This window comes from Acidimicrobiales bacterium, from assembly GCA_016716005.1.
Classification (GTDB): domain Bacteria; phylum Actinomycetota; class Acidimicrobiia; order Acidimicrobiales; family JADJXE01; genus JADJXE01.
Genome location: JADJXE010000001.1, coordinates 1,792,921 through 1,814,872, shown reverse-complemented (window position 1 = coordinate 1,814,872; position 21,952 = coordinate 1,792,921). Strand labels below are relative to the sequence as shown.

The 21,952-nt window shown below is 71.5% G+C and carries 15 protein-coding genes; 14 read left to right on the top strand and 1 reads right to left on the bottom strand.

Annotated elements, in window-relative coordinates:
• Window positions 1-39 precede the first annotated feature (39 nt).
• The 13 genes from IPM45_08860 to IPM45_08800 all read left to right on the top strand — a co-directional run bounded on the left by IPM45_08860 (window position 40) and on the right by IPM45_08800 (window position 19,775).
• On the top strand, window positions 40-405 hold the full coding sequence (locus tag IPM45_08860; GenBank protein ID MBK9179662.1) for an NADH-quinone oxidoreductase subunit A: 366 nt from the start codon (window positions 40-42) through the stop codon (window positions 403-405).
• A gap of 16 nt (window positions 406-421) precedes the next feature.
• A complete protein-coding gene (locus IPM45_08855) occupies window positions 422-925 on the top strand; it encodes an NADH-quinone oxidoreductase subunit B (protein ID MBK9179661.1) in 504 nt (167 codons plus the stop codon).
• A 19-nt stretch (window positions 926-944) separates the two neighbouring features.
• On the top strand, window positions 945-1,613 hold the full coding sequence (locus IPM45_08850; GenBank protein MBK9179660.1) for an NADH-quinone oxidoreductase subunit C: 669 nt from the start codon (window positions 945-947) through the stop codon (window positions 1,611-1,613).
• Window positions 1,610-2,782: an NADH-quinone oxidoreductase subunit D gene (locus tag IPM45_08845; GenBank protein MBK9179659.1), complete on the top strand. Its 1,173-nt coding sequence runs from the start codon at window positions 1,610-1,612 to the stop codon at window positions 2,780-2,782. The genes IPM45_08850 and IPM45_08845 overlap by 4 nt, the downstream gene beginning before the upstream one ends.
• 62 nt (window positions 2,783-2,844) lie before the next feature.
• Window positions 2,845-3,825: an NADH-quinone oxidoreductase subunit H gene (locus IPM45_08840; GenBank protein MBK9179658.1), complete on the top strand. Its 981-nt coding sequence runs from the start codon at window positions 2,845-2,847 to the stop codon at window positions 3,823-3,825.
• Window positions 3,825-4,307 (top strand): NADH-quinone oxidoreductase subunit I, encoded by a 483-nt coding sequence (locus tag IPM45_08835; GenBank protein MBK9179657.1) that lies wholly within the window; start codon window positions 3,825-3,827, stop codon window positions 4,305-4,307. Before IPM45_08840 ends, IPM45_08835 begins: the two co-directional genes overlap by 1 nt.
• Window positions 4,308-4,310: 3 nt before the next feature.
• Entirely contained in the window at window positions 4,311-4,802 is a 492-nt protein-coding gene (locus IPM45_08830; protein ID MBK9179656.1) for an NADH-quinone oxidoreductase subunit J, read from the top strand.
• A 21-nt stretch (window positions 4,803-4,823) separates the two neighbouring features.
• Complete coding sequence (nuoK, locus tag IPM45_08825; protein MBK9179655.1) at window positions 4,824-5,123, top strand: NADH-quinone oxidoreductase subunit NuoK; 300 nt, start codon at window positions 4,824-4,826, stop codon at window positions 5,121-5,123.
• Window positions 5,124-5,130: 7 nt separating this feature from the next.
• A complete protein-coding gene (nuoL, locus tag IPM45_08820; GenBank protein ID MBK9179654.1) occupies window positions 5,131-7,224 on the top strand; it encodes an NADH-quinone oxidoreductase subunit L in 2,094 nt (697 codons plus the stop codon).
• Window positions 7,225-7,237: 13 nt separating this feature from the next.
• Window positions 7,238-8,755, top strand: coding sequence for an NADH-quinone oxidoreductase subunit M (locus tag IPM45_08815; GenBank protein ID MBK9179653.1), 1,518 nt, complete (start codon window positions 7,238-7,240; stop codon window positions 8,753-8,755).
• A gap of 70 nt (window positions 8,756-8,825) precedes the next feature.
• A complete protein-coding gene (locus IPM45_08810; protein MBK9179652.1) occupies window positions 8,826-10,265 on the top strand; it encodes an NADH-quinone oxidoreductase subunit N in 1,440 nt (479 codons plus the stop codon).
• Window positions 10,262-11,437 (top strand): SAM-dependent methyltransferase, encoded by a 1,176-nt coding sequence (locus IPM45_08805; GenBank protein ID MBK9179651.1) that lies wholly within the window; start codon window positions 10,262-10,264, stop codon window positions 11,435-11,437. The genes IPM45_08810 and IPM45_08805 overlap by 4 nt, the downstream gene beginning before the upstream one ends.
• A 301-nt stretch (window positions 11,438-11,738) precedes the next feature.
• Window positions 11,739-19,775 (top strand): DUF11 domain-containing protein, encoded by an 8,037-nt coding sequence (locus IPM45_08800; GenBank protein ID MBK9179650.1) that lies wholly within the window; start codon window positions 11,739-11,741, stop codon window positions 19,773-19,775.
• A gap of 41 nt (window positions 19,776-19,816) precedes the next feature.
• On the opposite strand, the gene IPM45_08795 is transcribed toward IPM45_08800, so the two are convergent.
• Window positions 19,817-20,950, bottom strand: coding sequence for a peptidase M29 (locus IPM45_08795; protein ID MBK9179649.1), 1,134 nt, complete (start codon window positions 20,948-20,950; stop codon window positions 19,817-19,819).
• 139 nt (window positions 20,951-21,089) lie between these two features.
• On the opposite strand from IPM45_08795, the gene IPM45_08790 reads away from it, so the two are divergent.
• Window positions 21,090-21,941 (top strand): fumarylacetoacetate hydrolase family protein, encoded by an 852-nt coding sequence (locus tag IPM45_08790; GenBank protein ID MBK9179648.1) that lies wholly within the window; start codon window positions 21,090-21,092, stop codon window positions 21,939-21,941.
• The last annotated feature ends 11 nt before the right edge of the window (window positions 21,942-21,952 follow it).

Below are 21,952 nucleotides of genomic sequence, written 5' to 3'. Positions count from 1 at the left end.
TTGGCCTCGGCGTCGCGGGCTTCTGTAGGGTTGGCCCCGATGTCGGACTTCTTGCGGTCCTACCTCACCGTGGCGTTCCTGGGCCTCGCGGCCGCCGCCCTGGTGTTCGGTCTCCTGGGGCTCGGACGCCTGCTGCGGCCGACGCGTCCGCAGCCGCAGAAGTACATCAACTACGAGAGCGGCGTGGACCCGGTGGGCACCGGCTGGTCGCAGAGCCAGATCCGCTACTACGTGTTCGCCCTCATGTTCCTGCTGTTCGACATCGAGGCCGTCTTCATCGTGCCCTGGGCCGTGCAGCTGAACGAGCTGGGCGTGTTCGGGTTCGTGAACATGGCGGTGTTCGTCGTCGTGCTCGACCTCGGGCTGCTCTACGCCTGGCGCAAGGGAGTCCTGCGGTGGATCTGAGCGGAGCGGTCGCCTGATGGGGCTGGTCGAGAAGGGGCGCATCCCCAAGCCCCTCACGCACCTGCTCAACCTCAGCCGGAAGTACTCGCTGTGGGTCTACCAGTGGGGTCTGGCCTGCTGCGCCATCGAGATGGGGGCGGCGTTCGGGTCGCCCCGCTACGACGTGATGCGCCTCGGGGTGATCCCCTTCCCGGCCAGCCCCCGCCAGGCCGACCTGGTGTGCATCTCCGGCACGGTGACCGACAAGATGGCTCCGGCGATCAGGCGGCTCTACGAGCAGATGCCCGATCCCAAGTACGTGATCTCGATGGGCTCCTGCGCGAACTGCGGCGGCCCCTACTGGGACTCGTACTCGGTCACCAAGGGAGTCGACCAGATCATCCCCGTCGACGTGTACGTCCCGGGCTGCCCGCCCCGGCCCGAGGCGCTCCTCGAGGGCATCGTCATGCTGCAACAGCGGATCCAGGGCGAGGACATGGCGGAGCGCTGGCGGGGCGACCCCATCGTGGTCAACGGCTGAGTCGGGGAGACGACGACTGGTGTCCACCGAGACGGAGGCGACCGGAGCGGAGGTCACGCCCACCGACCACCTGCGCCAGGGCGTGCTCGACACCCTCGCCGGCGAGCTCGGCGCCGACCTGCTCGACGCCCACCTCGTCGCCGGCGACGACCTGTGGGTCCGGGTGGCGACCACGGCCTGGCGCCGCGCCGCCGAGGTCTGCCGCTCGCGGCTCGGCATGCACTACTTCTGCTTCTTGTCGGCCATCGACTGGCAGCCGTCGCCCTGGGGGCGGGGTGAGGACGACCCCACCGCGCCGCCTCCCGAGCGCCCCACCGAGGTGGTCCAGGGCGTGGCCGGCGGCGACACCCGGTTCCAGGTCTTCGCGCGCGTGTACTCGGTCACCAGCAAGGTCGGGCTCACCCTGAAGGCCGACGTCGACGACGCCCACCCGGCCATCGAGACGTGGACGGGCGTCTACGCCGGCGCCAACTGGCACGAGCGCGAGACGTGGGAGATGTTCGGCGTGGAGTTCACCGGGCATCCCGCCCTCCGGAACCTCTACCTGCCGTCGGACTTCGAGGGCCATCCGCTCCGCAAGGACTTCCCGCTCCTCGCCCGCATGGTCAAGCCGTGGCCGGGCATCGTCGACGTCGAGCCCATGCCCGGCGGCGACGAGGAGGAGACCGCCGAGGGGGAGGGCGCGTGACCGCCATCACCGACCGCCAGCAGCTGGCCTACATCGCCGGCCAGGCCGCCGATGCCCGCGTGAACGTCGAGGTCGAGACCGAGGGCATGACCCTCAACATCGGTCCGCAGCACCCGGCCACGCACGGCACGCTGCGCATCATCGCCCGTCTCGACGGCGAGCAGGTCGTGTCGGTCGACCCGGTCATGGGCTACATGCACCGGGGCTACGAGAAGCTGACCGAGGTCCGGAGCTACCCGCAGGTCACCACCCTGGTGAACCGCATCGACTGGCTCGGCAGCTTCGCCAACGAGGTGCCGTTCATCCTCGCGGCCGAGAAGCTGATGGGCGTCGAGGCGCCGCCCCGCGCCCAGTGGATCCGCACGGTGCTGTTCGAGTTGAGCCGCGTCGCCAACGTGATCCTGTTCCTCGGCGACATGGGCGTGCAGCTGGGTGCGCTCACGCCGGTCTTCTACGCCTTCCGCGACCGCGAGCACGTCCTCAACCAGATCGAGGCGGCCACCGGCGGGCGCTTCCACCCGAACTTCGATCGGATCGGCGGGCTCAAGGACGACCTCCCGAAGGGCTGGATCGCCGAGACCAGGGCCGTGATGGTGAAGGTCCGGTCGTTCTGCGACGAGATGGAAGACCTCCTCATGGGGAGCGAGATCTTCGAGGCCCGGTGCCGGGGCGTGGGGGTGATCCCGCCCGACGTCGGACTCGCCTACGGCCTGTCGGGGGCCAACATCCGCGCCAGCGGGGTCGACTGGGACCTGCGCCGCGACGGCGACACCCCGCTGGTCTGGAACGAGGTCGACTGGAAGGTCTGGACGCACCCCGACGGCGACTCGTTCGCCCGCTACTGGGTGCGCCTGCAGGAGACCCGTGAGGCGTCCAAGATCGTCGACCAGCTCCTCGACGGCATCCCCAGCGGGCCGATCATGGCCAAGGTGCCCCGCATCATCAAGGTGCCCGAGGGCGAGGCCTGGGTGTCGACGGAGAACCCGCTCGGCGAGATGGGCTACTACGTCGTGAGCAAGGGCGACACCGGTCCGTTCCGGGTGAAGATCCGGTCGGCCTCGTTCAACAACATCTCGATCCTGCCCTGGGTGCTGAGAGGCGTGTACGTGCCCGACATCATCACGATCATGGCGAGCCTCTACTTCATCCTCGGGGACATCGACCGGTGAGCGGCGTGCTGAGCCCCGTGCTGGCGGTCGAGCTGGCCTACTGGCAGGCCACGATCATCAAGATGCTCGTGGTGGTGGTCATCGTGCCCACCGCGGCCCTGATCTTCGGCTACGTGTTCCTCTTCAAGATGATGAGCCACATGCAGAGCCGGCTCGGCCCCATGGAGGCCGGCCCGCACGGCACCCTGCAGCTGCTCGCCGACGGCGTGAAGTTCCTCCAGAAGGAGGACGTCTTCCCCGACCAGGCCGACCGGCGGGTGTTCGCGCTGGCGCCGCTGGTCGTGATGATGGGCACGTTCCTGCTGTTCGCGGTGATCCCGGCCGGCCCCGACCTGGTGATCGAGAGCCTCGACACCGGCGTGTTCTTCGCGCTCGCGGCCACCTCGATCTCGGTGATCGGCGTGCTCATGGCCGGGTGGGCCTCGGCGAACAAGTACTCGCTGCTCGGCGGCCTGCGCGCCGCCGGCCAGCTGATCGCCTACGAGCTGCCCCTCGTGTTCGCCGTGATCGGCGTCGTCATCCAGGCCGGGTCCCTGAACCTCCAGACCATCGTGACGGCCCAGGCCGACGGCGCCATCTTCGGCTTCGACCTCGTCGGCCTGCCCTACGTCGTCCCCCAGATCATCGGGTTCGTGATCTTCATGATCGCGGCCCAGGCCGAGCTCACCCAGACCCCGTTCGACATGCCGGTGGCCGAGAGCGAGGTCGTGGGCGGCTACCACGTGGAGTACACCGGCTTCCGGTTCCTGTTCTTCTTCCTCGCCGAGTTCGGCACCGCGTTCGCCCTCGCGGCGGTGGGCGCCACGCTGTTCCTCGGCGGCTGGGGGCTGCCCAACGTCGACCTCGACGCCGGGTGGATGAACCTGGTGGGCCCGGCGGTGCTGTTCGCCAAGATCATGCTGCTGGCCTTCATCATCTTCTGGGTTCGGTTCAGCTACCCCCGCTTCCGGGAGGACCAGCTGCAGAAGTTCGCCTGGAAGTGGCTCGTCCAGCTGGCGCTGCTCAACATCCTCCTCACCGGCCTCTTCAAGGTGGTGTTCTGATGCCCCAGGTCCCCGGGCTGCTGAAGGGGCTCGGCGTCACGTTCAAGACGATGCTGAAGCCGGCGGTCACGGTGCAGTACCCGCACGTCAAGGAGGCGCCGCCCACCCGGGCGCGGGGCGTGATCGCCCTCAAGGAGGAGAACTGCACCGTCTGCATGCTGTGCGCGCGCAGCTGCCCCGACTGGTGCATCTACATCGAGGGCCACAAGGAGAAGGCCCCGCCCCGGCGGCCGGGCGGGAAGCCCCGCACCGTCAGCGCCCTCGACCGCTTCGACATCGACTACGCGCTCTGCATGTACTGCGGGATCTGCGTCGAGGTGTGTCCGTTCGACGCCCTCTTCTGGAGCCCCGAGTACGAGTACTCAGAGCCGAGGATCGCCGATCTCCTCCACGACAAGGAGCGTCTCGGCGAATGGATGGAGACCGTCCCCGAGCCCGAGCCGCTCGAGGCCGGTGCCGAGACCAAGGGCAAGAAGAAGTAGGCCGTGGTCGCTCAGAACGTCTTCTTCGGGATCATCGCCGCGGCCATGGTCCTCGCCGCCATCAAGGTGGTCACCACCAAGAACGTGGTGCACGCCGCGCTCTACCTGGTGATCGTGTTCGGTGGGATGGCGGCCCAGTTCATCCTGCTGGCCGCCGAGTTCACCGCCATCGTGCAGGTGCTCGTCTACGTCGGCGCCATCATCGTGCTGATCCTCTTCGGCGTGATGCTGACCCGCGCCCGCCTCGGCAAGAGCGACGAGCTCACCAGCGACCAGTGGTGGATCGCCGCCGGGGTGTCGCTGCTGCTCCTCGGCACCCTCGCCTACGTGCTGATCGACGCGTTCGGCGACAACGAGGTCGACCCCGTCCGGGTCCAGCGCACCGCCGAGGTGGGCAACGCCATCTTCTCCGACTACATCATCCCCTTCCAGGCCGTCGGGGCCCTGCTGCTGGTGGCGCTGGTCGGCGCCATCGTGCTGGCCCGGCGGGACTGAAGGCGAGGGGGAGGGGTCGCCGTGCTGCTCAACCAGTTCCTGCTCCTGGGCGCGGTGCTGTTCTGCATCGGGGTCTACGGGGTGCTCGCCCGGCGCAACGCCGTGCTGGTGCTCATGTCGGTGGAGCTGATCCTGAACGCGGTCAACATCAACCTCATCGCCTTCGGCGCCTACAACGACGTGATCACCGGGCAGGTGTTCGCGCTGTTCGTCATCGCCATCGCCGCCGCCGAGGTGGGGGTGGGGCTCGCGCTGGTCCTCCTCGTCTACCGCAACCGCTCCAGCATCCAGCTCGACGAGCTCGACGCCATGAAGGGCTGAGGGAAGCATGCTCCGCAACGCCTGGATCATCCCCGCCCTGCCGTTCCTCTCGTTCTGGCTGATCCTGTTCGTCGGCAAGCGCCTGCCGAAGAAGGGGTCCGAGCTCGGCATCCCGGCGGTGGCCGGGTCGTTCGTGCTCTCGGTGGCGCTCGCGGTCCAATGGGCTCAGCGGGTCGAGGACGCCATGGGTGCGGGCGAGGGCGAGCACAGCGCCCTCGGCTTCGTCGGGACGATCGGACGGAGCATGTTCGGCCCGATGCTGGGCGCCGAGGAGGGCCACGCCGCCGTCATCGTCGAGCCCGTCACCCGCACGTGGACGTGGTGGCAGAGCGGCGGCATCACCTTCGGCATCGGCACCAACGTCGACGGCCTGGTGGCGATGATGTTCCTGGTCGTCACCATCGTGTCGCTGCTGGTGCACGTGTACTCCACCGCGTACATGCACGACGACCGCCGCTACACCTTCTACTACGCGGCGCTCAGCCTGTTCACCGCCTCGATGCTGTTCATGGTCGTGGCCGAGAACACCCTGCAGCTGATGGTGGGCTGGGAGCTGGTCGGTCTGTGCTCGTTCATGCTCATCGGCCACTGGTGGGAGGAGTACCCGAACGCCCGGGCGGGCATGAAGGCGTTCTTCACCACCCGCACCGGCGACATCGGCCTGCTCCTCGGCGTGATCGTGGTGTTCTTCGGGGCCGGCACCTTCGCCATCAACGTGATCAACGAGGAGGCGCTGGCGGGCGGCATCAGCCAGACCGCGATGCTCTGGGGCTCGATCCTGCTGTTCATCGGGGTGATCGGCAAGAGCGGCCAGTTCCCGCTGCACACCTGGCTGCCCGACGCCATGGCCGGCCCGTCGCCGGTGTCGGCCCTCATCCACGCAGCCACCATGGTGGTGGCCGGCGTGTTCCTGGTGGCCCGCCTCTACCCGGTGTTCTGGGAGGGCTTCGACATCAGCCTGGGCGGGTTCAACCCCCTGGTGGTGATCGGCGGCATCACCATCGTCATCGCCGCCCTGCTCGCCTTCGTGCAGACCGACATCAAGAAGGTGCTCGCCTACTCCACGGTGAGCCAGCTGGGCTACATGGTCATGGCTCTCGGCGCCGGTGCCTGGACCGCCGCGGTGTTCCACCTGTTCACGCACGCCTTCTTCAAGGCCCTGCTGTTCCTCGCGGCCGGCTCGATCAGCCTCTCGGCCACCCACCACTCGTTCGACATGCACAAGGACATGGGCGGCCTGCGCAAGTTCATGCCGATCACGTTCTGGACCTTCATCGTCGGGTCGGTGGCGCTGGCCGGCATCTTCCCGTTCGCCGGCTTCTGGTCGAAGGACGAGATCCTGCTCGGTGCCAGCCAGAACGACTACACGCTCTTCCTCTACGTCGGCCTGCTCGGCGCGTTCCTCACCGCGGCCTACATGACCCGCTGCGTGTACCTCACGTTCTTCGGCGAGTACCGGGGCCACGGCCATCCGCACGAGTCGCCGCCCGCCATCACCGTGCCGCTCATCGTCCTGGCGGTCCTGTCGGCCACGGCCGGCCTCTCCAACGCCGTGCCGTTCCGGGTGGAGAAGTTCAAGGAGTACGTGGAGCCGCTGATCTGGTTCCCGGGCGTCGAGCACCACGACTTCTCGGTGACCAAGGCGGTGATCTCCGTGACCGTCGCGCTGCTGGGCTTCGCCCTGTCGTGGGCCTACATGACCGGCAAGATCCCGGCGCTCAGGGACCTCACCCGGCGGCTGCCGGCAGCGCGGGCCGGCTACACGTTCCTCGTGAACAAGTACTACCTCGACGACCTCTACGAGAAGGTCGTCGTGGCCGGCATCAGCGGCCCCATCGCCCGGGCCGCCAACTGGGTCAACCAGAACGTGATCGACGCGGTGGTCAACGGCGCCGGCCGCGAGACGGTGCGCGCCGGCCGCTTCGCCTACCGCAAGGTCGACCAACCCGTGATCGACGGCATCGTGAACGGTGCCGGCGCCGTGGCCGAGAGCTCCGGGCAGGGGCTCCGCGGCCTGCAGACCGGGCGGGTCCAGCAGTACGGCGTGCTGCTCTTCGGAGCGGCCGCCGTGTTCGCCCTCATCTTCGTCCTCGTCATCTAGGAGCCCGAGTCCCATGAACCTCGACAGCTGGGCGCTCAGCGCGGCGGTGTTCGTCCCCCTCGTGGGGGCTGCCGTCATGCTCCTCGTGCCGAACCGCAACGAGCAGTCCTTCAAGTGGATCGCCCTGGTGACGAGCCTGCTCACCGCGGCCGTCGGCGTGTACCTGATCGCCGACTTCGACTTCGACCGGGCCGGTCAGCTGCAGTTCGTCGTCGACAAGCCGTGGATCGACGTGATCAACGCCCGCTACATCGTCGGCATCGACGGCATCTCCCTGCCCCTGCTGCTGCTGTCGATGCTGATCGTGCCGCTCTGCATCGTCTACTCGTTCGACCACCTGCCCGAGCCCGGCAACCCCAAGGCGTTCTTCATCCTGCTCATGATCCTCACCGTGGGCATGAACGGCACGTTCGTGGCCCAGGACCTGATCCTCTTCTTCGTGTTCTTCGAGGTCGTCCTGCTGCCCATGTACTTCCTCATCGGCGTGTGGGGCGGCGAGAACCGCCAGTACGCGGCCATCAAGTTCTTCCTGTTCACCCTGTTCGGGTCGGCGCTGCTGCTGCTGTCGTTCCTGGCCCTCTACTTCCTGTCCGACCCCCAGACCTTCGACATCAGGGCCCTGACGGAGGCCGCCCAGGGCATCGCCCGCACCAGCCAGCTGTGGATCTTCCTCGGCATGTTCGTCGGCTTCGCGGTGAAGGTGCCGATGTTCCCCCTGCACACCTGGCTGCCCGACGCCCACACCGAGGCCCCCACCGTGGGCTCGGTGATCCTGGCCGCCGTGCTGCTGAAGCTGGGCACGTACGGCTTCATCCGGATCGCCATCCCGATCCTGCCGGAGGCGGCCAAGGACTACGCGCCGTGGATCGGCTTCCTGGCGGTGATCGGCATCCTGTACGGCGCGCTCTGCTGCCTGGCCCAGACCAGCCTGAAGCGGCTCATCGCGTTCTCGTCGGTGGCCCACATGGGCTTCGTGATGCTCGGCATCGCCAGCCTCACCTCCTTCGGCTTCAACGCCGCGGTGTTCGGCATGGTGGCCCACGGGCTCATCACCGGCATGCTCTTCTTCCTGGCCGGCTCGGTGAAGGAGCGCTACCACACCTACGACATCGGCCACCTGGGCGGCATGCTCCTCCAGGCGCCGCGGCTCGGCTGGATCCTCGGCTTCTCGGCCATGGCCTCGCTCGGCCTGCCCGGCCTGGCCGGCTTCTGGGGCGAGTTCCCCGCCATCCTGTCGGCCTACCAGCCGGCGGCCGGGCTGCCGGTGGAGACCTTCCGGACCTTCATGGTGATGGCCGCCATCGGCACCGTGCTGGCCGCCGGCTACCTCCTCTGGATGTTCCAGCGCACCGCGTTCGGGCGCCCGAGGGAGGAGTTCAGCCACGAGGCCATCGCCGACGTGAAGGTGCCGGAGTGGATCGCGTGGACGCCGCTGCTCCTGCTGATCGTGGTGCTCGGCATCTACCCGAACCTGCTGTTCAAGGTCACCGACGACGCCGTCGGCGTGGCCCTCCGGGCCCTGGGGGCGTAGAGCCGTGCTGCTCGCCGCCGCCGCCGGGTTCAGCGAGCCGACCCTCGACTACCACGCCCTCGCGCCCCTGATGGTGCTGGGGGCCGCCATCGTGGTGGTGCTCGTGGCCGACCTGTTCTTCGGCGAGCGCACCAAGTGGGCGACGTCGTCGCTGGCCGGCATCGGCCTGCTGGCCACGCTCGTCCCCATCGTCACCCTCGCCATCGACGGCTCCGACCGCGTCATGTTCGGCGGGGCCCTCGTGGTCGACGACTTCTCGCTGGTGCTGTCGGGGTTGTTCGTGCTGGCCGGCTACGTGGTGGTGCTGCTCTCCAGCAACGAGCTGGCCGAGGGCGACTACTACGAGGGCGAGTACTTCGTGCTGCTGCTCGCCTCCCTGCTGGGCATGGTGCTCATGACCTCGGCCCGCGACCTGATCACGATCTTCGTGGCCCTCGAGGTGCTCTCCATCCCCGCCTACATGCTGGCGGCGTGGAAGAAGCGGTCGTCGCTGTCCAACGAGGCCGGGGTGAAGTACTACCTGCTCGGCGTGTTCGCATCAGCGGTGATGCTCTACGGCATGTCGCTGGTGTTCGGTGTGACCGGCAGCACCCTGCTGACCGAGATCGGCGAGGTCGTCGGCGGCTCGGCGAACAGCGAGCCCATCGTCACCCTCGGCATCGTGTTCGTGATCATCGGCTTCGGCTTCAAGGTGTCGGCCGTGCCGTTCCACACCTGGGCGCCCGACACCTACCAGGGTGCGCCCACCCCGGTCGCGGCCTTCCTGTCGGTCGCGTCCAAGGCGGCGGGCTTCGTCGCCCTGCTCGAGCTGATCCTCATCGGATTCTACGGGCGCAGCGACGTGTGGGAGCCGCTGCTGTGGATCCTGGCCGCCCTCACGATGACCTTCGCCAACCTGGTGGCCCTCCGCCAGACGAACATCGTGCGGATGCTCGCCTACTCGTCGATCTCCCAGGGCGGGTTCATCCTGGCCGCCATGTTCTCGCTGGGTGCCAGCCCCGAGTCGGCCCGCAGCGGCCTCACCGCGGTCGTCACGTACCTGCTCATCTACGGCGCCACCGGCCTCGGGGCCTTCGCGGTGGTGATCGCCGTCGCGCGCAAGACCCGGTCGGGCGAGATCTCGTCGTACGGCGGGCTGTTCTCGTATGCGCCCGGCCTGGCCACGTTGATGACGGTGTTCCTCTTCTCGCTGGCCGGGGTGCCCCCGCTGGCGGGCTGGGTCGCCAAGTTCACGATGTTCCGCGCCCTCGTCGACGCCGGTGGGGGCTGGGCCATCACCCTGGCCGTGCTGGCCGGCCTGAACTCCGTGGTGGCGCTCTTCTACTACGCCAACGTGGCCCGGCAGATGTGGATGAGCCCGGTCCCCGACGACGACCGCACGCCGGTGCGGGTGCCGGCGTCGCTCGGGTTCGCGCTGCTGCTCACCGGCGGCGTCACCCTGGTGGTGGGCGTGTTCCCGCAGCTGCTGGCCCGCTTCGGCGACATCGCGAGCTTCGCCCTCGGCGGGTGACGAGCGCGCTGGAGGCGCGGCTCGCCGAGCGCATCGCCCGGCACGGCCCCATCCCGTTCGACCAGTTCCAGGAGGCCGCCCTCTACGACCCGGAGGGCGGCTTCTACGCGTCGGGCGGCTCGGCCGGCCGGCGCGGCGACTTCGTCACGAGCCCCGAGGTGGGCCCGCTGTTCGGGGCTGTGGTGGCTCGCGCCCTCGACCGGTGGTGGGACGAGCTGGGCCGGCCAGACCCGTTCGTGGTGGTGGACGCCGGAGCCGGGCCGGGCACGCTGGCGCGGGCGGTGCTGGCCGCGGCCCCGGCCTGCGCACCGGCCTTGCGGTACCTGCTGGTCGAGCGGTCCGCCGCCCAACGGGCCCGCCACGGCGAGCACCTGGTGCTCGAGCCGGCCGTGGTGGCCTTCGCCGTGCCCCCGCCGGCGGAGGGCGACGAACCGGTGCCGGCCCGGGGCGTGGAGGGACCGGTGGTGGTGAGCCTCGACCGGCTCCCGAGGGAGCCGGTCACCGGCGTGATCCTGGCCAACGAGCTGCTCGACAACCTGCCCGTCGCCCTCCTCGAGCGGGCCCCCGGCGGATGGCTGGAGGTTCGGGTGGGGGTCGAGGAAGGGGCAGGGGCAGGGGCAGGGGCAGGGGCGGGGGTGGGCGGGTTCGCCGAGATCCTGGTGCCGGCCGACGGCGCCCTGGCGGAGGCCGCGGCGCGAGCGGCGCCCGACGCCCGTCCGGGGGCCCGCATCCCGGTCGAGCGCCACGCCGTGGCCTGGCTGCGCGAGGCGCTGGGTGCCCTGGTGGCGGGGCGCGTGGTGGTGTTCGACTACGCCGATCGCACGGGCTCGCTCGCCCGCCGGCCGTGGAGCGACTGGCTGCGCACGTACCGGGCCCACGAGCGGGGTGGCGCTCCCCTCGACGCGCCCGGCAGCCAGGACATCACCTGCGAGGTGGCCGTCGACCAGCTGTCGCGGGTGCGCGCGCCCGACGCCGACCGCGACCAGGCCGGCTTCCTGGCCGCCCACGGCCTGGGCGAGCTGGTGGAGGAGGGTCGGCAGGTGTGGGCCGAGCGGGCCCGGTTCGGCGACCTCGCCGCCCTGCGCGCCCGCAGCCGGGTGCGCGAGGGGGAGGCCCTCACCGACCCCGGCGGCCTGGGCGCCTTCCGGGTGCTGGAGTGGGTCGTGGGCTGACGTTCCCCGGGGTTCTCGGTCGCGTTCGGCGACGTTGGGGCGGGCTGGGTGCGTCGGGGATGGGTGGGGCGCGCGAGCGGTTCTCGGTCGCGTTCGGCGACGTTGGGGCGGGCTGGGCGCGTCGGGGACCCGTGGGGCGTGGGCCCGGCAGGTCAGGGGCGGCGGATCGGCGGGCCGCCGGGCCCGTGGACGGAGGGCCTCTGTCGCCAACGGGTCGCTCACATCGGCTGGGGGCCCTGCCGACAGGACGTCCATGTCGCGTCGTGCGCCCGCCCTCGGGCGTCGTTCCCCGGAGCCACCCATGCCTCAGCGCCACGCGTCGCCCCGCCGGCGGCGCCTCCTGGCCGTCGCCGGCCTGCTCGCCCTCGTCGCGTCGGCCGTGCCGGTCTGGACGCAGGTGCGGCCGGCACAGGCCGACCCACCCGAGATCACGTTCGACAAGGCCGCCGGCCCCACGGTGCTGTACGGCACCGACGCGCCCGTCAGCCTCGAGGCCAGCAACGCCCAGGGCCAGGCACCCCTGTACAACGTGTCGTTCCGCGACGTGCTGCTGCCCGGCCTGTCGTACGTGGCCGGCTCGGCCAGCCCGGCACCGGTCGTGGTGATCGACGTGCCGACCCCTGGCTCGACCACCCTGCTCTGGGAGAACATCGGCGACCTCCAGCCCGGATCGAACCTCACCGTCGGCTACCAGGTTCGCCACGTGGTCGGGCCGGTCGACGCCGCCAACCCGCTGCCGGTGGGCTCCGTGTACCCGAACTCGGCCGGGGCCTACGCCAACAGCAACCCGCGGTTCGTGCCCGACTTCGACGCGAACGGTGAGCCGATCCCCGGCCCGAGCAGCTTCACCACCTCCGACACCGACACGGCCGCCACCACCGTGGTGCCGATCCGCATCGACAAGAGCGAGCCCAGCCCCGAGGGCGAGCTGCTCCGAGGCGTGCACGACCAGACCACCGTGTACACGCTCACCGTCACCAACAACCAGATCGCGGCGACGAACGGCATCGTCGTCGACGACTACCTGCCCGCCAACCTGGAGTTCCTCGGCTGCGGCGCGGTCGACAACACGACCGACGCGCCGACCTTCCCCGGCAACGACGTGGAGTACTCGGGTGCCCCCCGACTCGCCGCCCCCACGCCCCCCGACTGCGTGGCCCCAACCCTGGTCGAGACCGTGCTCGTCGATCCCGACGGCGCCGGCCCGCTCCCGCAGGCCGTGTACACGCACGTGCAGTGGACCGGTCTCGGCAACCTGGCGCCGGGCCAGGTGAGGGTCCTGCGGTACGCGGCCGCCATCCCCATCCGCGCCAACACGCTCACGTGGAGCGGCGGCGCGGCCCCGCCCACCAACGGGCCGCAGACCGCCAACCTCGACAACAACAGCGGCCCGGAGGCCACGGACGAGCAGGCGCTCACCAACCTGGCCGGGGTGACCGGCACCTACACGGGGCGGTTCGCGCCCGGTGGGCAGAACCCGGTGCGCGACACGACCACGCTCACCCGCACCGCGGAAGACCTGCGGATCGTCAAGGGCGTCGACGACGCCACGGTGGTGGTGGGATCGCTTCGCCGGTGGACGCTCGACGTTGCCGTCAGCGAGTACCGGGACCTCGCCGGCCTCGTGGTCACCGACACGGTGCCCAACGGCCTGTGCCCGGTGGGCGGCACGCCGAGCGGCGAGTGCGGGCCCGAGGCCGGTGCCGAGCCCTCCATCCCGTACCTGGCGCCGACGCCCACCGCGAACCCGGACGGCAGCTGGACCGTGCAGTTCGACGTGGGCGCGATCGCCGCCGACGGCACCACCCAGGTGGCGTTCTCGACCCGCACCCGGGCCGACTACGACGCACCGACCACGCCGGTGCTGGCTTTCGACGGCCTCGAGAACGACGTGCGGATCGACGGGGACGCGTCGGTGGTCCGCGGCCAGGACGGGCTGCCCGTCGCCAACGACCGGCCGAACCCCGACGACCCGGCGCCCTACCCGATCGACGACGTCTCGTCGGCCGGCCTGTCGTCCAGCTGGAGCAGCATCGACAAGCAGCTGTACGTCGACCCGGCCGGCTTCCCGCTCGGCCTGACCTGCGACGCCCCGTCGGGGACCGGCGACCCTGTCCGGTTCGTCCCCGGCGACAACGTGTGCTTCCGCCTCACCCTCGCGTACCCCAGCACGGTCCGCGTCCGGGACGCGCTGGTGACCGACTTCCTCCCGGCCAACACCACCTTCGACGACTGGGTCGAGCTGCCCAGCAGCACCGTCAGCATCGACGGCTTCGACAGCTTCCCCGAGGGGCAGCTGCAGTGGGCGGTCGGCGACCCGCTGGCCCCTCCGGACGGCTCGCTCTACACGCAGTTCGGCGACGTGTTCGACGTCGCCATCTCGGTGGTGGTCAGCGACGACCCCACGGCGAACACCAATGCCGACCTCACCCAGAACCTGTTGAAGGGCACCGGCCTCAACACGCCGGGCCAGAGCGTGTCCCTGCGTGACGACGTCACCTACGCCGTCGCCGTGCCCGAGCTCGATCTGCTGAAGGGCGTGTTCGAGGTGCGGCGTGGCGCGAGCGTCGTGAACGGCCCCAATCTCCCCGACGTCGACGACGTGGTGGTCCGGCCGGGCGACGTGGTGACGTACCGGGTGGACGTCGGCAACCTGGCCCCGACCGATGCCGGCGGTGGCGCCGACGCCCGGAACGTCGCAGTCCGCGACGACCTGCCGACGGGGATCACCTGCGCCGACGTCACCCTGCCCGCCACCCCGTACGACGTCACGCCGAGCGTGCTGGCGCCGCCCGTCGGCCCCGCACCGGTCCCGCCGCCGACGGTGACGGGCGACGTGACGGTGGCGTCGGTCTCCTGCGCCGGCGACGTGATCACGTGGAGCGTCGCCGAGGGCTCCCCGCCACCCCAGGCCCTGCAGGCCGGCACCCAGCTCTCCCTGCGCTACGACGTGACGGTCCCGACGACCGCGGCCGCGAACCAGCAGTTCACCAACACCGCCGAGGTGACCGACTACGACGGCCCGGTCGGCACCAACGACGGCCCGTACGTGCCCGGCACCGGCGGGGTCCCTCCCGCCACCGACACCTCCCTCGTGCGGCTGGTCTCGGCCACCCTCGCCAAGGCCGGCACCACCTCGGTGGACGAGGCCGGCAACAACCTCAACGGCCAGGCGACCATCGGCGAGACGGTGACGTACACGGTGACGTTCGCGGTGCCGGCCAACAGCTCGGTGTACGAGGCGACGGTCTTCGACACGCCCTTCCCGAACGGGTTCGCGTACCAGGGCGATGCGGCCATCACCACGTGTCCCATCGCGGATTGCTCGGGCTTCGCGCCGGCAGCCGACGGCAACGGGTGGCGGATCACGTTCCCCACCCCGTTCGAGAACGCCACGTCGAGCGACTACGTCTTCACCGTGACCGCGTCGGCCCTGGTCCAGGACGTGCCCGCCAACGCCCGCGGCCAGAACAAGGCGAACACGGTGCGCTACCAGTGGGAGGACGAAGGCGGCAACCCGGTCGGCAACCTGTCGAGGCAGAAGAGCATCAGGGTCGTCGAGCCCAACCCGCGGATCACCAAGAGCCACACCCCGGCCGGGCCCTTCGACGGCGGCGACACCATCGGCTACGTGCTGGCGGTCACGAACCCGACCACCGGGGCGAACGTGTCGACGCTGCACGACGTGGTGGTGACCGACTGCGTGCCGAACGGTCTGACCGTGCAGACGCCGGTCGACCCACCCGGCCCGGGCGGCACGGTCGCCGTGTCGGTCGACGACCCGGCCTGCGGCGGTGGTACCGGCACCCTCGTCACCTGGGACCTGAGCGGCGACAGCCCGAACGGCCTGGAGCCGGCCGGCTTCGCTCCCGGCGCAGCCACGCTGTTCCTCGGGTACGACGCCGTCGTCGACAGCGACCAGGTGGCCGCCAGCACCCTGCAGAACACGGCCACCGTGGCCGGCGTGTCGCTGGGCGACAACCCCGAGGCCCGCGAGTACGCGGCCTCCACCACCGACACGGTGGCCCTCAGCCGGGCGACCATCGACAAGGTCGTCGACCCGGCCGAGACCACCGTCGGCGTGGCCTCCGACTCCACCCTCACGGTCACCGTGCCCGACGGGGTGAAGATCGTGAACGCCGAGGTGCGCGACGTGCTGCCCGCCGGGCTCGTCTACGCCGGCGACTGCTCGCCGGCCTGCACCGTGGCCGGCAGCACGATCACCTGGGACCTGGGCGCCGAGGTCGTCGGCCCGGCAACCCTCACCCTCACGTACTCTGCCTACCCCGACACCGACCAGGCGGCGGGCGACACCCTGGTCAACACCGCCACCCTCTCGTGGGAGGTCGGCGCCGGCACCGTCACCGACCAGGATCAGGCCACCCTCACGGTGGTCGAGCCCGACCTCGCCGTCGACAAGCTCGTGATCGTTCCCCCCGACCCGAACCCTGTGCAGGGTCCGGTCTCGGTGCCGGCCGGGACCACGCTCACCTATCTCGTGCGGGTCGCCAACAACGGCACGAGCCCGGCCTACGACGTGACGGTCACCGATGCGCTGCCCGCCACCGGGACCGGCGCCCCCGCGAGCATCAGCGACGGCGGCACCTTCGACGCCGGGCCGCCCCGTGAGATCACCTGGGTGCTCGACGGCCCGATCGCCGTGGGTGCGACGAAGGAGCTCAGCTACCAGGTTCAGGTCGACCCGGCGTCGACCTTCCCGCCGAACCCCCGCACGCTCGCCAACACCGCCTCCATCGACCAGTACTTCGGTGTGCCCGACCCGACCGACCCGGATCGCTACCAGGAGTACACGGGCGGGAGCGACCGCGTGACCGTCGACGTCGACACCCCGGTGCTCCAGATCGACAAGGCGGTCGGCACGACCGACCGCGCCGAGGTGGGGGCGCCCTTCACCTGGGTCGTCACCGTCGACAACACGGGTGGCGCGACGGCGTTCGGCGTCGACGTGGTCGACACGCTGCCGAACAGCTGGACGTACGACGCCACCACGTCGATCGTCTCGACCTCGCCGGCCGGCTGCACCGCCGTGCCGTCGGTGGCCGGCGCCCGGATCACCTGGGCCGACGTGTGCGACCTGCAGGCGGGCGGCTCGATCACCGTCACCTTCACGGCCACCCCCCAGGAGGCGGCCGCCACCACCGACCCGGGCTACCTGAACGCCCAGGTCAACTCGGCGACGGTGACGGGCACCGATGGTGGCGGCGATCCGCTGCCGCCCGACACCGCCACGGCCGAGGCCCGGCTCCTCGCCGCCGACCTGTCCATCGTGAAGGGCGACGGCGACGCCGCCTTCGTGGTGGGCGAGCCCGGCACGTACTTCGTCGACGTCACCAACCTGGGGCCGGACCCCGAGGCCGGACCGGTCACCGTGACCGACACAGTGCCGGCCGGTCTCAGCGCGACGGCCGTGAGCGGCGCCGGCTGGTCGTGCTCCATCCAGGGCGGCGGCTCGTCTTTCGGCTGCACGCGGCCCGGCCCCCTCGCGGCGAACACGGCCGCGCCCACCATCACGGTGACGGTCGACGTGTCCGCCGCCGCCATCCCCTCGGTGACCAACACCGCCTCGGTCGACGGCACCACGTTCGACCCCGATCCCGGCAACAACACCGACACGGAGGAGACCCCGGTCCGCCGGGTGTCCGACTTCACGATCGACAAGCAGCTGTCCGGCACGATCGTGCCCGGCGAGCAGGCCGCCTGGACGATCACCGTGACGAACCTGGGCCCGTCGCCGGCCAGCGGGCTGGTGACGGTCACCGACCCGCTCCCGGCGGGCACGGCCCTGGTCTCGGCCGGCGGCACCGGCTGGGACTGCAGCGCCTCGACGCCCGGCGCCTCCACGGACACCGACGGCAACGTGGTGGTGACCGCCAGCGGCGACGTGAGCTGCCAGCGCAGCGTCGTCGAGCTGGCGCCGGGCGGCCTCGAGCCCATCACCGCCACCTTCGTCGTGGACTCCAGCGTGACCGGGCCGGTGGTGAACGTGGCCACGGTGAGCGGTCCGGACGACCCGAACCCCGACAACGACACCTCGACTGCGAGCGGCCGGCCCGACCCGGACGCCCGGCTGGTGGTCGACAAGACCAGCCCGGCCGACTTCGTCGTGGGCCAGCAGGGCTCGTGGAACATCTCGGTCACCAACGTGGGCGTGTCCACCGAGCAGGGCCCGATCACGGTCACCGACCCGCTCCCCGCCGGGGTCGGCTTCGTGTCGGCCGGCGGAACGGGCTGGACCTGCTCCGAGGCCGCCGGCTCGATCGGCTGCACGCACCCCGGCCCGTTGCCCCCCGGCGTCACCCTGCCGCTGATCGCCGTGGTGGTCGACGTGCTGCCCGAGGCTGCCCCCGACCCGGCCGGGGGGAACACGGTCGAGAACACCGCCACCGTCGTGGGCACCACCGACCCCGACCCCGACACCGACACCGACGTGGTGCCGGTGATCCCGGTAGCGGAGCTGGTGGTGGACAAGGTCCACGACGGCGATCGGCTCACCGTGGGCGAGCAGGGGACGTACCGCATCAGGGTCACCAACAACGGCCCCTCGGCCGAGGCCGGCCCGGTCACGGTCAGCGACGACCTCCCCGAGGGCCTCACGGCCGTGACCGCGGCCGGCACCGGCTGGACCTGCGACATCACCGATGCCGGCGGCACGGTGCGCTGCACGCACCCCGGCCTGGTGGCGGCCGGTGAGGCGCTGCCCGAGATCGTGGTCACCGTGGACGTGGGGCCGGCGGCCGCGCCCCTGCCCGACCCCGCCCCCAACGAGGTGAGCAACCCGGCGACGGTGACCGGCACGACCGACCCCGATCCGGACACCGACGTCGACGTGGTGCCGGTGATCCCGGTGGCCGACCTCGCCATCACCAAGACGTCGGACGGCGACTTCGTGGTGGGCGCGCAGGAGACCTACACGCTCACCGTCGAGAACCTGGGTCCGTCGGCGGCCGGCACGCCGATCACCGTGACCGACGCCCTGCCCACCGGGCTCACCTTCGTGTCCGGCTCGGGCGGCGGCTGGTCGTGCTCGGCCGCGGCACAGGACGTGACGTGCACGCGGGGGAACCCGCTGGCCGCGGGGGCCGCGACGACGATCCTCCTCGTCGTGGACGTGCTGCCCGCGGCGGTGCCCGACCCGCCGACCGCGCAGATCGACAACGCCGCCACCGTCGGGTCGGTGACGGTCGACCCCGATCCCGACAACAACACCGACACCGACAGGGCCGAGGTGACGGCTGCGGCCGACCTGGCGATCCGGAAGGTGCACACCGGGGCGTTCCTGGTGGGCCGGGAGGGCACGTTCGTCCTGGACGTCACCAACAACGGGCCGTCGCCGGCCCTCGCCCCCACGACGGTCACGGACACGCTGCCCGACGGGCTGGCGTACGTGTCGGCGTCGGGGCCCGGATGGGCCTGCGTCGAGGGCGCAGGCGTGGTCACCTGCACCCTCGACGAGGATCTCGCCGTCGGAGCCTCGACCACGATCTCGCTCACGGTTGCGGTGTCCCCCGGCGCCCAGGGGACGCTGGTGAACCGGGCCACCGTGGGTGGCACGCTGCCCGACCCCGTGCCCGACAACGACACCGACGACGACCTGGTGACCGTGGTTCCCCTGAGCGACCTGGTCCTCACCAAGGACCTCGACGGGTCGTTGGTGAGCGGGCAGCAGGCCGTGTGGCGGATCGTGATCGCCAACCGGGGCCCGTCGCCGTCACCCGGTCCCGTGGTCGTCACCGACACCCTGCCTGCCGGCCTGGCGTACGTCGGCGGCACGGGCGACGGATGGTCGTGCGCGGCCTCGGGCCAGGCGGTCACCTGCAGCCGGTCCGCGGGCCTGGCGGTGGGCGAGACGTCGACGGTGCTCCTGGCGGTGCGCGTGGACCTGCCTGCGGGCTCGACGGTGACCAACGTGGCCACCGTCGACGGGCCGAACCTCGACCCCGACCCGGGCAACGACACCGACGGCGCCACGGGGGCCGTGTCCGGCGGCGGTGGGACCACGACGACCACGACGTCGACGACCAGCACCACCAGCACCACGGCGCCGCCGAGCACCGTCGTCCCGCCCCCGATCCCGCCCCCGACCGGCGGCACGACGACGACCACCATCGGCACCGGCGTGGGGGCCGGTGGCACCAGCACCGGCACCGGCACCGGCACCGGCACCGGCACCGGCTCGTCGAGCGGGTCCGGCGGGCTCCTGGCCGTCACCGGCGCCGCCATCGCCGGGCTGGTCGGCCTGGCCGTGCTCCTCCTCGTGTCGGGGACCGCGGTGCGGGGTGGCGCCGCCGTCGCGGGCCGGCGCCGCCGGCACCGCTGAGGTGACCGCCTGGTGGGTGCCCTCCAGGACGCGAGGGCGCGTCAGCAGCGGTCGAACCGGGGCGCCAGGTCGCCCTGGAGGCGGCCGTCGAGCACGACCACCTGGCTGTCGTCGAGGGTGACCGTGCAGTGTCGCATGGGAAGGTCGAACTGCCCGGCCGCGTGCGGCCCGGCCGTCTCGTCGGCGCCGGTCGAGTACAGGAAGGTGCCGGCGCAGGCCCTGGCCTCGGCGCCGTTGATCTGGCTCTTGTCGTACAGCTCGAGGTAGTCCCACCGGGCGCCCGGGTTCATGCCCCACCCCACGTGCGACGTGGCGCCGGCGCCCCGGTCGGCGAAGGCGGCGAGGTACGACCGGAACAGGTCGGCGTCGACCCCGTCGCCCGCGATCTCGACGATGTGGCCGTCGACGACGGTGAGCGCGACCGGCCGCTCCACGTAGCGCTTGAAGGTGAGGCTGAGGTCGCCGGGCGCGAGCACCAGGCTGCCCTGCACGGTGCCGGAGCCGGAGCCGGAGCCGGAGCCGGAGCCGGAGTGGGGGTGGGGGTGGGGGTGGGGGTGGGGGTGGGGGTGGGGGTGGGAGCGGGGGAAGGCCAGCACCAGTCCACCCGGCCAGCGGGCCGCCGTGCCCGGTCCGCTCGTCTCCCCGGTCGACCCGGCCCGGGGTGCGCCGGTGAGGTCGACGCGCAGGTCGGTGCCCGACGGTGAGGTGACGCGCAGGGTGCTCGCGGCCTCCAGCCGGTCGAGGGCTCGGCCCACCCGCTCGGCCAGGCCGGGCTGCGGGAGGAAGCGCTCGAAGCACTCCGGGTGCTCGTTGGAGATCGTCAGCACCCTCGCGCCGCCCGCCAGGATCGAGGGCAGCTCGGGCGCGTGGAGGAGGCCCTCGACGGTGCAGTCGGCCACGAAGCCGGCGGCGGCCAGCCCCGCGATCACCGCCCGGTTCTGCTGGACCGCCTGGCTGGCGCCGGTGGAGCGGATCGCGACCGGGCCGTGGTTGGGCGGGGTGGGGACCACCACCTGGAAGGCCTGGGCCTGCAGGCTCTCGGCGGCGAGCAGGGCCGTCTCCACCAGCTCGGGCCGGCTGGCCGACTCCGACAGCACGGCCACCAGCTCCCCGGGGTGCACACCGCAGCGCTCGTACTGCTCGGCGAACACCTTGATCCAACGCCACTCGGCCATGGGCCCAGTCTCCCGCGTCGGCCCACCGGGGCCGGCGCCGTGATCGACGGACGGTCCGAGTCCCCCTCCCGCCCGGCTCGGGGCCCGGGCGGGCCGGGTACGTTGGGGCGCGAACGACCAGCCAGGGGGAGGGACCGGCGTGCGGATGGCCAACGTGGGTGGGCGGGCGTCACTCGTCGTCGACGGCCGGGTGGTCGACGTCGAGCGGGCCAGCGGGGGCGAGCTGTCATCCGACCCCATGGTCGTCACCGACCTCGCGGTCCACCCCCGGCTGCGCGAGCTGCTCGCCGCGGCCGAGCCCTGGAACCTGCCCGAGCTCGACCCCACCCACCTCGGTCCCCCCGTGCCGAGGCCCGGCAAGATCGTCGCCGCCGCCCTCAACTACCGCTCGCACGCCGAGGAGTCGCGGCTGAGCATCCCCGACGAGCCCCACGTGTTCGCCAAGCTCACGAGCTGCGTCGCCGGCCCCTTCGACCCCATCGTGGTGCCGGCCGGCCGGGATCAGGTCGACTTCGAGGCGGAGATCGTCGTCGTCGTCGGCCGCACCATGAAGGCGGTGGCGGAGCGCGACGTCTGGAGCCACCTCGCCGGCGTCACCTGCGGTCAGGACGTCTCCGACCGGGGCGAGCAGTTCCGCCCCCCGGCCAGGCAGTTCACGCTGGCCAAGAGCTACGACACCTTCGGTCCGATCGGCCCGGTGCTGGTCTCCCCCGACGCCCTGGACGACCGTGACGACATCGGCATCGTGGGCCGGGTCGACGGCGCCGAGCTGCAGCGGAGCTCGAGCAGCGACCTGATCTTCTCCGTCCCGGCGCTGCTGGCGTGGCTGACGCGATTCGTCACGTTCCATCCCGGCGACCTGGTCTTCACCGGCACCCCCGGCGGGGTCGGGGAGAGCCGCACCCCGCCGGTGTTCCTGCGCCCGGGCATGGTGGTGGAGACCGAGATCCCGGGCGTGGGGGTCATGCGCAACCCGGTGGTCGCCGGCTGAGGGTGGTCGCC